The sequence below is a fragment of the Streptomyces durhamensis genome, from assembly GCF_000725475.1.
GTDB lineage: Bacteria > Actinomycetota > Actinomycetes > Streptomycetales > Streptomycetaceae > Streptomyces > Streptomyces filipinensis.
The window spans coordinates 1-13,223 of record NZ_JNXR01000042.1 but is presented as its reverse complement, the minus strand read 5'-3'; the positions used below and the strand labels follow the sequence as shown (position 1 = coordinate 13,223).

At 73.0% G+C, this 13,223-nt stretch carries 18 protein-coding genes and 1 pseudogene; 8 read left to right on the top strand and 11 right to left on the bottom strand.

Going from position 1 to position 13,223, the window contains the following annotated elements; genetic code table 11:
• Positions 1-4: 4 nt before the first annotated feature.
• Together IO33_RS0138710 and IO33_RS0138705 are read right to left on the bottom strand one after the other, a co-directional pair.
• A complete protein-coding gene (locus IO33_RS0138710) occupies positions 5-889 on the bottom strand; it encodes an SDR family NAD(P)-dependent oxidoreductase (protein WP_031173798.1) in 885 nt (294 codons plus the stop codon).
• Entirely contained in the window at positions 889-1,686 is a 798-nt protein-coding gene (locus IO33_RS0138705; protein ID WP_031173797.1) for an acetoacetate decarboxylase family protein, read from the bottom strand. Before IO33_RS0138705 ends, IO33_RS0138710 begins: the two co-directional genes overlap by 1 nt.
• An 86-nt stretch (positions 1,687-1,772) precedes the next feature.
• Between IO33_RS0138705 and IO33_RS0138700 the strand changes: the two genes are divergently transcribed.
• The 7 genes and pseudogenes from IO33_RS0138700 to IO33_RS0138675 all read left to right on the top strand — a co-directional run bounded on the left by IO33_RS0138700 (position 1,773) and on the right by IO33_RS0138675 (position 5,868).
• Positions 1,773-2,453 carry a TetR/AcrR family transcriptional regulator gene (locus IO33_RS0138700; protein ID WP_245236009.1) on the top strand — a complete coding sequence of 227 codons (681 nt, stop codon included), beginning with the start codon at positions 1,773-1,775 and terminating at the stop codon, positions 2,451-2,453.
• Positions 2,454-2,594: 141 nt separating this feature from the next.
• Entirely contained in the window at positions 2,595-3,587 is a 993-nt protein-coding gene (locus IO33_RS0138695; protein WP_031173794.1) for a DEDDh family exonuclease, read from the top strand.
• A 79-nt stretch (positions 3,588-3,666) separates the two neighbouring features.
• Positions 3,667-3,900: a hypothetical protein gene (locus IO33_RS0138690; RefSeq protein ID WP_037687099.1), complete on the top strand. Its 234-nt coding sequence runs from the start codon at positions 3,667-3,669 to the stop codon at positions 3,898-3,900.
• A 49-nt stretch (positions 3,901-3,949) separates the two neighbouring features.
• Positions 3,950-4,747 carry an SURF1 family cytochrome oxidase biogenesis protein gene (locus tag IO33_RS0138685; protein ID WP_078964085.1) on the top strand — a complete coding sequence of 266 codons (798 nt, stop codon included), beginning with the start codon at positions 3,950-3,952 and terminating at the stop codon, positions 4,745-4,747.
• 80 nt (positions 4,748-4,827) lie between these two features.
• Positions 4,828-4,971: pseudogene (locus tag IO33_RS53070) on the top strand (trehalase-like domain-containing protein); the annotation flags it as partial.
• A gap of 7 nt (positions 4,972-4,978) precedes the next feature.
• Complete coding sequence (locus IO33_RS53065) at positions 4,979-5,107, top strand: glycoside hydrolase family 15 protein (RefSeq protein WP_245236011.1); 129 nt, start codon at positions 4,979-4,981, stop codon at positions 5,105-5,107.
• Between the two features lie 5 nt (positions 5,108-5,112).
• Positions 5,113-5,868, top strand: a complete 756-nt coding sequence (locus tag IO33_RS0138675) for an SDR family oxidoreductase (RefSeq protein ID WP_031173789.1) — start codon at positions 5,113-5,115, stop codon at positions 5,866-5,868.
• Between the two features lie 91 nt (positions 5,869-5,959).
• On the opposite strand, the gene amaP is transcribed toward IO33_RS0138675, so the two are convergent.
• The 5 genes from amaP to IO33_RS0138650 are packed head-to-tail and all read right to left on the bottom strand — an operon-like array spanning position 5,960 to position 8,231.
• On the bottom strand, positions 5,960-6,541 hold the full coding sequence (gene amaP / locus IO33_RS0138670; protein ID WP_031173788.1) for an alkaline shock response membrane anchor protein AmaP: 582 nt from the start codon (positions 6,539-6,541) through the stop codon (positions 5,960-5,962).
• A 5-nt stretch (positions 6,542-6,546) separates the two neighbouring features.
• Positions 6,547-7,161 carry a DUF6286 domain-containing protein gene (locus IO33_RS0138665; protein ID WP_031173787.1) on the bottom strand — a complete coding sequence of 205 codons (615 nt, stop codon included), beginning with the start codon at positions 7,159-7,161 and terminating at the stop codon, positions 6,547-6,549.
• A complete protein-coding gene (locus IO33_RS0138660) occupies positions 7,161-7,508 on the bottom strand; it encodes an Asp23/Gls24 family envelope stress response protein (RefSeq protein WP_031173786.1) in 348 nt (115 codons plus the stop codon). The genes IO33_RS0138665 and IO33_RS0138660 overlap by 1 nt, the downstream gene beginning before the upstream one ends.
• Before the next feature lie 6 nt (positions 7,509-7,514).
• Positions 7,515-7,709, bottom strand: a complete 195-nt coding sequence (locus IO33_RS0138655) for a hypothetical protein (protein ID WP_031173785.1) — start codon at positions 7,707-7,709, stop codon at positions 7,515-7,517.
• Between the two features lie 48 nt (positions 7,710-7,757).
• Positions 7,758-8,231 (bottom strand): Asp23/Gls24 family envelope stress response protein, encoded by a 474-nt coding sequence (locus tag IO33_RS0138650; protein ID WP_031173783.1) that lies wholly within the window; start codon positions 8,229-8,231, stop codon positions 7,758-7,760.
• A gap of 102 nt (positions 8,232-8,333) precedes the next feature.
• On the opposite strand from IO33_RS0138650, the gene IO33_RS0138645 reads away from it, so the two are divergent.
• A complete protein-coding gene (locus tag IO33_RS0138645; protein ID WP_031173782.1) occupies positions 8,334-9,056 on the top strand; it encodes a hypothetical protein in 723 nt (240 codons plus the stop codon).
• Between the two features lie 27 nt (positions 9,057-9,083).
• Here the strand turns inward: IO33_RS0138645 and IO33_RS0138640 are convergent, their stop codons facing one another.
• The 4 genes from IO33_RS0138640 to IO33_RS44960 all read right to left on the bottom strand — a co-directional run.
• A complete protein-coding gene (locus IO33_RS0138640) occupies positions 9,084-9,887 on the bottom strand; it encodes an enoyl-CoA hydratase/isomerase family protein (protein ID WP_031173780.1) in 804 nt (267 codons plus the stop codon).
• 129 nt (positions 9,888-10,016) lie between these two features.
• Positions 10,017-10,238 carry a helix-turn-helix domain-containing protein gene (locus IO33_RS0138635; RefSeq protein WP_004002281.1) on the bottom strand — a complete coding sequence of 74 codons (222 nt, stop codon included), beginning with the start codon at positions 10,236-10,238 and terminating at the stop codon, positions 10,017-10,019.
• Between the two features lie 387 nt (positions 10,239-10,625).
• Positions 10,626-12,224 carry an ABC-F family ATP-binding cassette domain-containing protein gene (locus IO33_RS0138630; RefSeq protein ID WP_031173779.1) on the bottom strand — a complete coding sequence of 533 codons (1,599 nt, stop codon included), beginning with the start codon at positions 12,222-12,224 and terminating at the stop codon, positions 10,626-10,628.
• 118 nt (positions 12,225-12,342) lie between these two features.
• Positions 12,343-13,223 (bottom strand): PQQ-like beta-propeller repeat protein (locus IO33_RS44960; RefSeq protein ID WP_245236008.1); only part of this gene is annotated, 881 nt, incomplete at its 5' end.

Genomic DNA, 13,223 nt, shown 5'->3' with positions numbered 1-13,223 from the left:
CCTCTCAGTCCAGGACGAAGCGTTCGAGGTACGACGGGTTCGCCCGGTCCAGCATCGACCGGGACCGCGCGCGGATCTGGGCGTCGCTGTGCTCGCTCGCCGGCAGCAGCCAGAAGCGGTCCGCCCGGATGCCGGACACGACGAGCTCGGCGACCTGCTCGACGGGGGTGAAGCGGACCTCCTGGCCGGCCGCGCGCATCGCCGCCTCCCACTGGTCGAGGCTGCGGTACGGGGTCCTGCGCGGGCGTTGCTTGGCGTAGCGGGCGGGGCGGTTGCGGTGCGACTCCCACAGGCCGGTGCGCAGCATGTGCGGGCCCGGGAAGAGCACCGAGGCGCCCACGCGCGCGTGCTCGGCCTTCAGATGCGCGTACAGGGACTCGGTCAGGGTGACGACGGCCGCCTTGGTGACCGCGTACACGGAGGCGGTCGGCAGCGGTGCTATGCCGCCGTCGGCGGAGGATGTATTGACCACGTGACCGGGTTGACCCGCCTTGATCATCCTGGGGACGAAGGCCTGGACGCCGTGGAAGACGCCCCACACATTGACGGCGAAGGCCCACCGCCAGTCGTTCGGGTCGTGCTCCCACATCCGGCCCTCGGCGCCCGAGCCGACGCCCGCGTTGTTGCACAGGACGTGCACGGCGCCGTAGGTGTCGTAGGCCGCCTCGGCCAGCTCGGCGACCTGGGCGCGTTCGCCGACGTCGACCACGCGCGCGTGCACGTCGGCACCCTCGGCGCGCAGGCCGGCCGCGGCCTTGCCGAGTGCGGCCTCCTCCACGTCGGCGAGGACCACCTTCAGGCCTTCGGCGGCGAACCGGCGGGCCAACGCGAGCCCGATCCCGCTCGCGGCACCGGTGACGACGGCGACCTGTCCGGCTTCGAGGTCCATCAGCTGCTCCCTTCGGGCGGCGCGTCGAGGAGCTGCAGCGGATCGTCGTAGCGCTGGTGGACGTACGGCAGCAACGCCCGGGCGTCGACCCGTTCGACGACGCGGCCGCTCTGGTCGCTGGTCTTCTCGCCGAGGGTGATCTCGCGCAGCCGCAGCACCGGGAGGTCGGCCACGGGGTCGTACGCCGACTCGCGCAGGACGACCTCGCCGGTGACGCGCTCCAGCCGGCGCACCTTCTCCCGGCGCACGCAGTGCACCAGCGCGGGGTCGGTGTCGAGGCCGGAACCGTCCACGGCGGGGAGGAACTTGAAGTAGAAGTCGGTCCTGCGGGCCGGCTCCGGCAGGGGCAGTTCACCGTCGACCGTGCCGCGCACCTCGACGAACGCGATGCCGTGCCGGGCCAGGACCGCGCGCAGGCCGCTCCCGTCCCGCTCCACGGTCACCTCGCCGAGCTTCTTGGGCTCGCCGAAGACCTCACGCCCGCCGGTGAGGGCACGTTCCTGGGTCATCGGCATGACGAGCGGGTACCAGCCCTCGACCGCGCCGTGTGCGGCGGCCACCGCGAACGAGCCCGCGCCGAGCGGGAGTCCGGGCAGGCCGACCTTGCTGACGGTCACCCGGACGAGCGGGCTTGCGGTGGGTTTCAGGGGTGGTGGCAGGACCGCGGCGACCGCGTCCGGGTCGGTCTCCCAGACGGCCACCACGCCGGTGGACCAGATGTCGGGGAGCCGCGCACCCGCGGTACACGTCGCGGCGATCTCCTTCTCGGTCCGTGCGCCGTACCGTACGCGTGCCATACGCCGTACCGCCCTTCTTCTGACGGACCGTCACCTGTAACACAGTTACAGCAGACCTCGTCCGGGGTAAAGACACGCGGACGGGCGTGGGGGGCATCGTGGCGAGCAGGGCGGTGAGGGCGGCGCTGAGCCGGGACGCGGTGCTGGAGGCCGCCGCGGGGCTGGTCAGGCAGCACGGCGCGGAGGCGCTCACCATGCGCAGGCTCGCCGACGAGCTCGGCACCGCGGTGACGTCGATCTACTGGCACGTGGGCGGCCGGGAGACACTGCTGGACGCCCTGGTGGAGCGCACGGTGGCCGATCTCGGCGAGGTCCGCCCGTCCGGGCACACACCCGAGCAGCGTGTGGTCTGTATCGCCCGGGAGCTGCGCCGCCGGCTGCGCGAGCATCCGCATCTGGTGGCCCTGGTGCACGAACGGGGCCTGACCGAGCGGATGTTCCTGCCCGCGCAGCAGGTCCTGGTGTGCGAGGCGCACGCGGCCGGGCTGCGCGGCGCGCGGGCCGCCGAGTTCGTCCGCGCGGTGCAGTTCCAGGTCGTCGGCCATGTGCTGGTGGAGCGCAACCGCGAGCGGGCCCCGGCCCAGCACCCCGGCGAGGAGGAGCTGTGGCGCGGCGTCACCGCCGGGGACGACCCGGCGCTGGCGCGTGCGCTGGCCCGCCCGGTGGACACCGAGCGGCTGTTCGTGACGGCGGTACGCGCGCTGGTGCGGTCACTGCTGGCACCGGACGCCCTCCCACCGGGCCGTCCACCCGGCCCGGCCGGATGAGAAGCACCGGGCGGGCACGCGCGTGTACGAGCGGCGGGCACGCGCGCGAGTACGAGCTTCGAGCGGCCGAACGGCTTCGCGGACCTGCCGGCGGCACCTGTGGCACCGCACTGTCAGTCGCGGCCCGTATCCTCAGTGACCATGCTCGAAGACCGTGCGACCGCAGTGTCCTCCCCCACCCAGTGGCCGGCCGTGTATCCGAAGGGATACGCGGTCGTTGACGTGGAGACCACCGGCCTGGCCCGGGACGACCGGATCATCTCGGCGGCCGTCTACCGGCTCGACGAGCGCGGCGAGGTCGAGGACCACTGGTACACGCTGGTCAACCCGGAGCGCGATCCTGGGCCCGTGTGGATACACGGCCTGACGAGCGAGGTGCTGGAAGGGGCGCCGCTGTTCGCGGACGTCGCCGAGGAGTTCGCGGCACGGCTGGACGGCCGGGTGCTGGTCGCGCACAACGCCGTCTTCGACTGGCAGATGATCGCACGGGAGTACGCGCGTGCGCGGCGCGAGGCGCCGGTGCGTCAGCGGCTGTGCACGATCGCGCTGTCCAAGGAGCTGGGGCTGCCGCTGCCCAACTTCAAGCTGGAGTCGCTGGCGGCGCACTACGGGGTCGTGCAGCAGCGAGCGCACCACGCGCTGGACGATGCGCGCGTGCTGGCGGAGGCCTTCCGGCCCAGCCTGCGGGCCGCGGCGGCGAGCGGCGTACGGCTGCCGCTGCTGGAGTGCCGGCCGCTGACGGAGTGGTCGGACCGTCCGGTGCCCCGGCAGTCGACCGGCGGACCGGGTGGCTACGGCGGCTACCGGCAGAGCAGTTGGCGGCCCTCCCGCAAAAGGCCCGCATGCCCCTATCCCAACCCGGGTCGCTACGAAGACGGCAAACATCTCAAACAGGGCATGCGGGTGGCGTTCTCCGGAGACACCTCCACCGACCGCGAGCTGTTGGAGGACCGGGCCACCGAGGCCGGCCTGCATGTGGCGTCCAGCATCTCCCGGCTGACCAGCCTGCTGGTGACCAACGACCCGGACTCGGGCACGTCCAAGGTGGTCAAGGCGCGCCAGTTCGGCACGCCGATCGTCGACGAGGCCGCGTTCGGGCAGTTGCTGCGGGACGTGGAGCCCGCCGACGGGTGATCGTACGGATGAGTGATTGGCACACGACTCACCCGGAACCCGCTCGCCCTCGCCCCGACGACGGCTCACTCTGTGGCGCATGGCGAAATGTGAAGTCTGCGGCAATGACTACGGAATGTCCTTCGAGGTCCACGCACAGGGTGCTGTGCATGTGTTCGACTGCTTCTCCTGTGCGATCCACCGCATGGCCCCCATCTGCGAGCACTGCCGGGTGCAGATCATCGGCCAGGGCGTGGAGGCCGACGGCAAGTGGTTCTGCGGCGCGCACTGCGCCCGGGCCGACGGAAAGACGGGCATCGTCGACCGGGTGTGACCCGGTACCCGCCTGAATGCACCCCATGGCTCGGAGGTACCGTCGTGGGGTGCACCGCTACCGCTTCCTGTTGTCCCGCCAGTGGGTCATCCTCACGCTCGTCGCGATCGCGCTGATCCCGACGATGATCAGGCTGGGCATCTGGCAGCACCACCGGTACCTGGAGCGCACCGCCCGCAACGACCTGGTCTCCTCGGCGCTGCACGCCGAGCCGGTCCCGGTCGAGCGGCTGTCCTCCCCCGGGCACGCCGTGACCCGCACCGAGAAGTACCGCACGGTCACCGCGACCGGCACCTTCGACACCGCCAGGGAGGTCGTGGTCCGGCGCCGGACGAACTCCGACGGCGAGGTCGGCTTCCACGTGCTCACCCCGTTCGTCCTCGCCGACGGCAGGGTGCTGCTCGTCAACCGCGGCTGGATCCCCGCCAACGGCGTCCAGACCGCCTTCCCGAGGATTCCCGCACCGCCGGCCGGCCGCACCACCGTCACCGGACGGCTGATGGCCGACGAGACCACCGCGGCCAGCGGCATCAAGAACGTCAAGGGCCTCCCCGACCGGCAGATCATGCTGATCAACAGCGCGGAGGAGGCGCACCGGCTCGGCGCGCAGGTGCTCGGCGGCTATGTCGAGCAGACGGCGCCGACGCCCAGGGACGGCTCCCCGGAGCAGATCTCCGACCCGGGCAGCGAGGACGCCCCGCTGAACTACGCGTACATGATCCAGTGGTGGCTGTTCGCCGCGGCCGTCCCGGTCGGCTGGTGGTGCCTGGTCCGCCGGGAGATCCGTGACCGGCAGGAGGCCTCGGCGCAGGCGAAGCCGGAGGAGGCGGAACCGGCCGCGGTGTGATCCCGGGCGTGACCCGAACGGTCTCACTCCCCCGGCGCACCACCTGATCGGCCCCGTCGTCCGCCGGGCAGCCGCATCCCGTGGACCCGCGCATCGAGGACTACACCCTCATCGGTGACGAGCAGACCGCCGCGCTGGTCGGCCGCAACGGCTCGATCGACTGGCTGTGCCTGCCGCGCTTCGACTCCGGCGACTGCTTCGCGAAGGTGCTGGGCGACGAGGACCGACGACGTGGGGCTGCCGGCCGAGGAGTACGACCCCGTCACCGGCTGCCGGCTGGGCAACTTCCCGCAGGCCTTCGGCCACATCGGGCTGGTGAACACCGCCCTGACGCTGTTCGGGGACGACGAGGCAGGATAGGAGCCATGGATCTTGGACTGAAGGACCGGGTGTACGTCGTCACCGGGGCGACCCGCGGGCTGGGCAACGCCGCCGCGCGGGAACTCGTCGCCGACGGGGCGAAGGTCGTGATCAGCGGCCGGGACGAGAAGCGGGTGGCCGACGCCGCCGCCGAACTGGGCCCGAACGCGGTCGGCGTGGCCGTGGACAACGCCGACGCCGAGGCTCCGGAGCGGCTGATCGCGGCCGCGCGTGCGCACTTCGGCGGCTTCCACGGCGTGCTGGTCAGTGTGGGCGGCCCGGCGCCGGGGTTCGTCGCGGACAACACCGACGAGCAGTGGCGGAACGCGTTCGAGTCGGTGTTCCTCGGCGCGGTGCGGGTCGCTCGCGCGGCGGCGGCCGAACTGGAGCCCGGCGGGGTCATCGGGTTCGTGCTGTCGGCGTCGGTGCACGAGCCCATTGCGGGGCTGACCATCTCCAACGGGCTGCGGCCGGGACTCGCCGGGTTCGCCAAGTCCCTCTCCGACGAGCTGGGGCCGCGGGGGATCCGGGTGCTGGGGCTGCTGCCGTCGCGTATCGACACGGATCGCGTGCGCGAGCTCGACGCGCTGTCCGCCGACCCGGAGGCAACCCGGGCCGCGAACGAGTCGCGGATCCCTCTGCGGCGGTACGGGGCGCCGGAGGAGTTCGGGCGGGTCGCGGCCTTCATGCTGTCCCCGGCAGCTTCCTATCTGAGCGGGGTCATGCTGCCCGTGGACGGGGGCATGCGGCACGGGTTCTGAGTGCCGGTCGGGGCGGGCTGCTCTCGGCCACGCTGCGGAGCCGCAGATCGACCCGGCCCCGCTCGCCTGGCGGCCCGCCCCCCGCCCGCCGTCAGACGACCCTCTCCGCACGGTGCTTGACGGCCCACAGTCGTACCTCCGCCGGAAGCGACGCCAGGCCCGCCGACCGGTGTGCGTGGGTCAGGGCCCGGGTCGTGAACTCGCTCAGGGCCGCCGCCGGGTCCGTCCCCGGCTCCAGTCGGAGCCGGACCCCCGCCGTGGGTGCCGTACGGCGGCCCCGCAGCCGGACCTCGGCGTGGGCCACGCCCCGCTGCCGGAGGGCGTCCTGGGCCAGGGCGGGCTCCAGGGCCCCGGCGCGCAGGAGGGCGTACGCGCCGTCGCCGGTGTCGATCAGGACCTCGGTCAGCCGCCGGCGGCGCAGGATCGCCGTGAGCCACCCCAGGGCGAGCAGGACCACGACGGCCAGGCCGCCGAGGACCGAGGCCCACCACCAGCCGGTGCCCCGCCAGCGGGTGCGTTCGGCCCGGGTGAGCAGGACGTCGTGCGGGCCGGTGTGGATCCACCAGGAAGGCGGCGGCGCGCCCAGGCCGACGGCCAGCACGGCGCCGCCGAGCACGAGCAGCGACAGGCCGACGAGGGCCAGTACGGCACGGTGGAGGCCACCCCGGCGCATCGCCGTCACCCCTTCCGTCCGGGCCGGGTCACCTCGACGGACAGCGTGGGCGTCCGGGTCAGGCCCAGGCCCCGGACCGCGTCCGTGAGGACGGTGAGCAGGTCGGCGCGTACGTCGTCCAGGTCTCTGAAGTGCGAGAGGGCACGGACGGCGGCCTTCCTGCGGCGCACCCGCACCCGGACCGAACGGACCCCGGACACGTCCATCGCCCGGTCGCGCAGCAGCAGCGCCGCCGCGTCGCGCCGGAGCGCGGCGCGGACATCAGGGTGCGGGCGCCGCATGGGCAGCAGAGCGCGCAGCCCGGGGGTGAGCGCGAGGACGATCAGCCACAGGCCGAGGGTGGCGGCGACGGCCGCGCCGGTCAGCACCCAGGTGTCGTCCAGCGGCCGTTCGGCCAGTTGCCGGGCGAGGGCGCGGCGCCAGTGCATCGCGGGGTGGTGGGCGCGTACGGCGGCGATGTCGTACAGCAGGAGGCCGGCGCCGGCCAGCAGCAGCACCGCGACGACGGCGGCCGGGACGCGGCGCGGTGACCAGAACCGGCCGCTTCCCTCGCCCGGGGCGGGCGGGGCGGTCCCCGGGTCCTTGTCGAGGGTCGGGGTGGTCGTCCCGGGCTCGCTCATCACGCCCTCCCGTGCGGTGCCGGGTGCAGCCGTTCGACCTGGACGGCGACCTCGGGCACCACCATGTCCGTCAGGGCGCCTACCCGCTCGGTGACGTGGCGACGCACGGCGGCGCAGCGGGCGCCGATGTCGCAGGGGTAGCCGAGGTCGAGATGAACGCGTACGCGGGCCGTCCCGCGGTGTACGACGACCGTGGCGTGCGGGGCGACCGCTGCGGCCGGCAGCGTCTCGCGGGCGGCCTGTGCGGCGATCTTCGCCACGACCCGGTCGGCGATCCGGGTGGCGCCGCGCTCGCCCGGCGGCACGAGGGGCGACGGCGGGCGCAGCGCACCGGTCCCGGCGGTCACCGCCGGTCACCGCCGCCGGTCACGCCGGCCGTCGCGGGTGCGGAAGAGGTCGCCCGGGTCCAGGTCGCCGTCCGCGAACCGGCCGAGGACGAACCCGATCGCACCCAGCGCCGCCACCAGCAGGAACGCGGCGAAGCCGCCGAAGTACCCGGCGAAGCCCAGCGCCATTCCGGCGATCATGCCGATCACTGCCATGCTCATGCAGGGCTCCTCAGCTCGTCGGGCGTGCGGGGTCGGGTCACCGGCGCGTCACTGGATGCGGGGCGGCTCGGACTCCTCGTCCTCTTCGTCCGGCAGTTTGACGTCGCTGACCGCGATGTTGACCTCGACCACCTCCAGCCCGGTCATGCGTTCCACGGCGGCGATCACGTTCTCCCGTACGGCGCGGGCGACATCGGCGATCGAGACGCCGTAGTCCACCACGATCTCCAGGTCGAGCGCGGTCTGCACCTCGCCGACCTCGGCCTTCACACCGCGCGTCACCGACTTGGAGCCGCCCGGCACCCGGTCGCGCACGGCGCCGAAGGTGCGGGCCAGGCCGCTGCCCATGGTGTGGACGCCGACCACGTCCCGGGCCGCGAGACCCGCGATCTTCTCCACGACGCCGTCGGCGATGGTCGTCCGTCCGCGCGCCGCCGGATCGCCGCCGCCGCGCCGGGTGGCCTTACGGGTCGTCACCTGCGGTTCGTGGTCCCCTTCGGGGGTCGTCGTCATGTCGGTCATCACCGTGCGTCCCTTTCGGTCGTCGCCCCCTTCGATCGTCCGCTGCCATCACCGTATGCGCGGTTCACCGACCGCGCGCCGGTGATACGGCAGGCTGGTGGAATGACGGCGCGACGAGGGACACAGGTCGTACGGCACCCGGTCGGGCCGGGGCGGCTGGTGCCGCTCGGTGGGCCGCACGACGGCGCCTGGATCGCGGAGGGCGCGGCCGGGGCGGTACTGGAGCGGGCGGTGGCGGCCGGGATGCCCGGGGTGCGGATGGGCGCGCCGCGGCTCACGCTCGCCGACCCGGAGGAGGCGCGCGAGCCCGTCGTACCGGCTCCGCCGGGCGCGCTGCCGCCGGGCGAGCTGCGGCTGACGGCGGACTTCGCCGCGTCGGCCGCCGAACCGCTGCCCGCGGTGGCGTCCCGGGTGCGGGTGACCCTGGCGACGGCCGCGGCACAGCGGCTCGGGCTCGCGGTGGCGGAGGTGGACCTGCGGGTGACCGACCTGCTGGAGACGCAGGAGCCGGCCCCGCAGGTGTGTGCGCCACAGCCGGCGCCCGCGCGGGAACCCACGGACCCGGACGAGATCCGGGTGACCGCGGCCGCGCTGGCCGTGCCCGGGGTGACGGGCCTGACGGGTTCGCTGGGCGGCCTCGGCCGGGCGGTACGTCTGGAGCGGCACACGGCCGGTACGGCGCTACCGCACCGGCATGTGCGCGTGGAGCTGACGACCGGCACGGACCAGCGGGCCGTGGACGTGGCCCGGCGGGTGCGCGCCGCCGTAAGGGACGCACTGGCGGACAGGCCCACCGTGGCCATCGTGATCACGGCGGTCGGCTGACGGGCCCTGCCCGCTTGAGCAGTCCCTTTATTCGCCGACGCCGGCCAGGTCCCGCAGTCGCCGGGCCTGGGCGGCACGCTCGGCCGCGCGCTGCTCGTCGTACGTACGATCGGCGGCGCCACGGAGCAGCGCCTTGGTCTCCACGACGGCATCGCGCGGCGCGCCCAGCAGCGCCGCAGCCAAGTCCCGTGCCGCGTCGTCCAGTTGGTCCCCGGGCACGGCGACGTTGGCCAGCCCCGACGCCACCGCCTCCGCCGCCCCGACGAATCGTCCGGTGGCGCAGATCTCGAGCGCGCGGGCGTACCCGACGAGACCGACCAGCGGATGCGTGCCGGTCAGGTCGGGTACGAGACCGAGACTGGTCTCACGCATGGCGAACTGCACGTCGTCCGCGACGACCCGCAGATCGCAGCCGAGCGCGAGCTGGAAACCGGCCCCGATGGCGTGGCCTTGGACGGCGGCGATGGACACGATGTCGTTCCGCCGCCACCAGGTGAACGCCTCCTGGAACTCGGCGATGGTCGCGTCGAGCCCGGCGTCGTCACGGCGCGCGAGTTCGATGAAGGACGGCTCGCCCGGGATCCCCTCCGGGGTGAACATCTGCCGGTCCAGCCCGGCGGAGAAGGACCTGCCCTCGCCACGCAGCACCACGACACGGACGGAGCCCGGCAGCAGCCGCCCGGCCTCGGTGAGCGCCCGCCACAGGGCGGGGCTCTGCGCGTTGCGCTTGGCCGGGTTGGTCAGCGTCACCGTGGCGAGCGTGTCGTCGACGGTGAGCCGTACGCCGTCCTTGTCGAGTACAGGAGCGAGGTCGTGGTCGGGCGAAGCCATGGGGCGCCTCCGATGGGTGCGGTCATCACGCAGTGCCGTTACGGCATGCTAAGTGACTGCACAGTAACCACCCGGTCGATCAGAATGCCGACCGGGTGGCCACCATCGAAGACGATGGGCCGCCCGGAGTCAGGACGATGCGGCCTTCTTGCCCCGGGTCGCTCCGCCACGCCCACGGAGCGTGACGCCCGACTCGCTGAGCATCCGGTGCACGAAGCCATACGAGCGGCCGGTCTCCTCGGCCAGCGCCCGGATGCTCGCACCGGAGTCGTACTTCTTCTTCAGGTCTGCCGCGAGCTTGTCGCGCGCGGCGCCGGTCACCCGGCTGCCCTTCTTCAGAGTCTCGGCCACCCGTGCCTCCTCATGGGAAGTGCGCTCTGGTCTCCTCATGATCACCCCTCTTGGGCGTGATGGCCACCCATTCGGCAAGGTCCGTGGGACATCGTTGTGACGACAGGAGCTCATCCCCACAAGCGGAATACTCAATTCCAAGAGGTGGTGTCCGGAGGGCCGAACGGGTGGATTCGCGAAGTGCCAGGTCAGCGACGCGAAGCGGCCGATCCCTTGGCACGCAGGGGATCGGCCGGGAAATCCGTGTACGACACACCCCGATACGAGGAGATCTCACACAGATGATGGATCACGGATCGGCCGAATGATCCATACCGAGTGGATCAATCGGGATCAGCAGGAATCAGCCGGGACCAGGGTCTCGATCGCGCCCGGGCGACGCGTCCCTCACGCGAGGGCGACGAGATCCGCGTAGTCGGAGCCCCACAGGTCCTCGACGCCGTCGGGCAGCAGGATGATCCGCTCGGGCTGGAGCGCCTCGACGGCGCCCTCGTCGTGGGTGACGAGGACGACCGCGCCCTTGTAGGTGCGCAGGGCGCCGAGGATCTCCTCGCGGCTGGCGGGGTCCAGGTTGTTGGTGGGCTCGTCCAGGAGCAGCACGTTCGCCGAGGAGACGACCAGGGTGGCCAGGGCGAGACGGGTCTTCTCGCCGCCGGAGAGGACACCGGCCGGCTTGTCCACGTCGTCACCGGAGAACAGGAACGAACCGAGCACCTTGCGGACCTCGACCAGGTCCATGTCGGGGGCGGCCGAGCGCATGTTCTCCAGGACCGTGCGGTCGGGGTCCAGGGTCTCGTGCTCCTGGGCGTAGTAGCCGAGCTTGAGGCCGTGGCCGGGGACGACCTCGCCGGTGTCGGGCTGCTCCACCCCACCGAGCAGACGCAGCAGGGTGGTCTTGCCGGCGCCGTTGAGCCCGAGGATGACGACCCTGGAGCCCTTGTCGATGGCCAGGTCGACGTCGGTGAAGATCTCCAGGGAGCCGTACGACTTCGACAGGCCCTCCGCCATCAGCGGGGTCTTGCCGCAGGACGCGGGCTCCGGGAAGCGCAGCTTGGCGACCTTGTCGGACTGGCGGACCGCCTCCAGCCCGGAGAGCAGCTTGTCCGCGCGGCGGGCCATGTTCTGCGCGGCGACCGTCTTGGTCGCCTTGGCGCGCATCTTGTCGGCCTGCGCGTTGAGCGCGGCGGCCTTCTTCTCGGCGTTGGCGCGCTCGCGCTTGCGGCGCTTCTCGTCGGCCTCGCGCTGCTGCTGGTAGAGCTTCCAGCCCATGTTGTAGACATCGATCATGGACCGGTTGGCGTCCAGGTAGAACACCTTGTTGACGACCGTCTCGACCAGGTCGACGTCGTGGGAGATCACGATGAAGCCGCCGCGGTAGGTCTTCAGGTAGTCCCGCAGCCAGATGATCGAGTCCGCGTCGAGGTGGTTGGTCGGCTCGTCCAGCAGCAGCGTGTCCGCGTCGGAGAACAGGATCCGGGCCAGCTCGATACGACGGCGCTGACCACCGGAGAGGGTGTGCAGCGGCTGGCCGAGCACCCGGTCGGGCAGGTTCAGCGCGGCGGCGATGGTGGCGGCCTCGGCCTCGGCGGCGTACCCGCCCTTGGTGAGGAACTCCGTCTCCTGGCGCTCGTACTGCTTGAGGGCCTTCTCGCGGGTGCCGCCCTTGCCGCTCGCGATGCGCTCCTCGTTCTCGCGCATCTTGCGGATCAGTACGTCGAGCCCGCGCGCGGACAGGATGCGGTCCCGGGCGAGGACGTCCAGGTCGCCCGTACGGGGGTCCTGCGGGAGGTAGCCGACCTCGCCGGAGCGGGTGATCTGGCCGGCGGCGGGGATGCCCTCACCGGCCAGGCACTTGGTGAGGGTCGTCTTGCCGGCGCCGTTGCGGCCGACGAGTCCGATGCGGTCGCCCTTCGCGACACGGAAGGTGGCGTTCTCGATGAGGATGCGCGCACCGGCGCGCAGCTCGATACCGGAGGCGGAGATCACGGACAGACTCCAGGGCGTACAGGGATTGGCGGGTGGGCGGCTGAGGACGTTCCCGCCGTCTAATGCGCGAGGAGAATGGCCATGGGATAAGTCTAACGGGGCCATGCAAGCGGTTTTTCTACGTCCGCGCGTTCGGCCCCCGCCGCCCGGGGCCGTTGCCGAGCGGCGTGCGGTCCGGGGTGATCCGCCCGAGATCGTCCAGGGCCACGAGCTGCCCGGTCCAGGCGCCCCGCGCGCAGGGCTGGGCGAGCAGCAGGGCCGTGCCGCGCCGTACGGCGCCCTCGGGCCGGAACGCGCAGCCCGGGCGGGCGGGCAGCAGCCAGCGCAGATCGCCGTCGGCGAGACGGTACGCGGAGACGCGGTGCGGGGTGACGACCGCGAGGATGCCCCGGCCGAGGGGGCGCAGCACTCCGGTGCCGCCCTGGCCCGGCAGCCACTCGGCCGCGTCGGGCAGCGCGCGGTGCCAGCGCACCGAGCGGCCGTCGGTGCCGGTGAGCAGCCCGTCGTCCCACAGCGCGACCGCCTGCCCGCCCGTGGTCAGCACGGCGAGCGGCCGGCGGCCCACGCGCGCGTACCGCCAGCGCGGCGCGCCGCTGCGGGTGTCGTAGGCGACCACCTCGGCGCCCCGCGCCCGGGAGGTCCACGCACCGGCCGCCGGCGGCCGCTGCCCGCGCACGGCCGGCACGAAACGGTCCCCGTACGGGACGGACCGCATGTGATGAGCGGCACCCAGCAGACCGACGGCGAGGAGAACGCCGGCGAGGAGAGGGAGAACACGGCGCACGCGCGCGGTGCCGCGGTGGGGGGTCGCGGGCGGTGCGGGGAGTGGGGGCGTGCTCGACGGGGCGCGGGGGACGGGCGTGGTGTGGGGTGGGTGGTGGGCGGGTGGTGGGGTGGCCACCTGCGTCCCCCTTCGGTGTCCTCGGCCGCGGATCAGGCGCAGAGCGTAGTCGCGGGCGGCGGGACGGCGGCCGGTGGCGGGGCGGGCGGGGCGGGGAG

Bases quoted from the DNA above. Each gene is read 5' to 3' on its own strand.
- IO33_RS0138710 (WP_031173798.1), bottom strand. From the start codon at position 889: ATGGACCTCGAAGCCGGACAGGTCGCCGTCGTCACCGGTGCCGCGAGC.
- IO33_RS0138705 (WP_031173797.1), bottom strand. From the start codon at position 1,686: ATGGCACGCGTACGGTACGGCGCACGGACCGAGAAGGAGATCGCCGCG.
- IO33_RS0138695 (WP_031173794.1), top strand. From the start codon at position 2,595: ATGCTCGAAGACCGTGCGACCGCAGTGTCCTCCCCCACCCAGTGGCCG.
- IO33_RS0138690 (WP_037687099.1), top strand. From the start codon at position 3,667: ATGGCGAAATGTGAAGTCTGCGGCAATGACTACGGAATGTCCTTCGAG.
- IO33_RS0138675 (WP_031173789.1), top strand. From the start codon at position 5,113: ATGGATCTTGGACTGAAGGACCGGGTGTACGTCGTCACCGGGGCGACC.
- amaP (WP_031173788.1), bottom strand. From the start codon at position 6,541: ATGCGCCGGGGTGGCCTCCACCGTGCCGTACTGGCCCTCGTCGGCCTG.
- IO33_RS0138665 (WP_031173787.1), bottom strand. From the start codon at position 7,161: ATGAGCGAGCCCGGGACGACCACCCCGACCCTCGACAAGGACCCGGGG.
- IO33_RS0138655 (WP_031173785.1), bottom strand. From the start codon at position 7,709: ATGAGCATGGCAGTGATCGGCATGATCGCCGGAATGGCGCTGGGCTTC.
- IO33_RS0138650 (WP_031173783.1), bottom strand. From the start codon at position 8,231: ATGACCGACATGACGACGACCCCCGAAGGGGACCACGAACCGCAGGTG.
- IO33_RS0138645 (WP_031173782.1), top strand. From the start codon at position 8,334: ATGACGGCGCGACGAGGGACACAGGTCGTACGGCACCCGGTCGGGCCG.
- IO33_RS0138640 (WP_031173780.1), bottom strand. From the start codon at position 9,887: ATGGCTTCGCCCGACCACGACCTCGCTCCTGTACTCGACAAGGACGGC.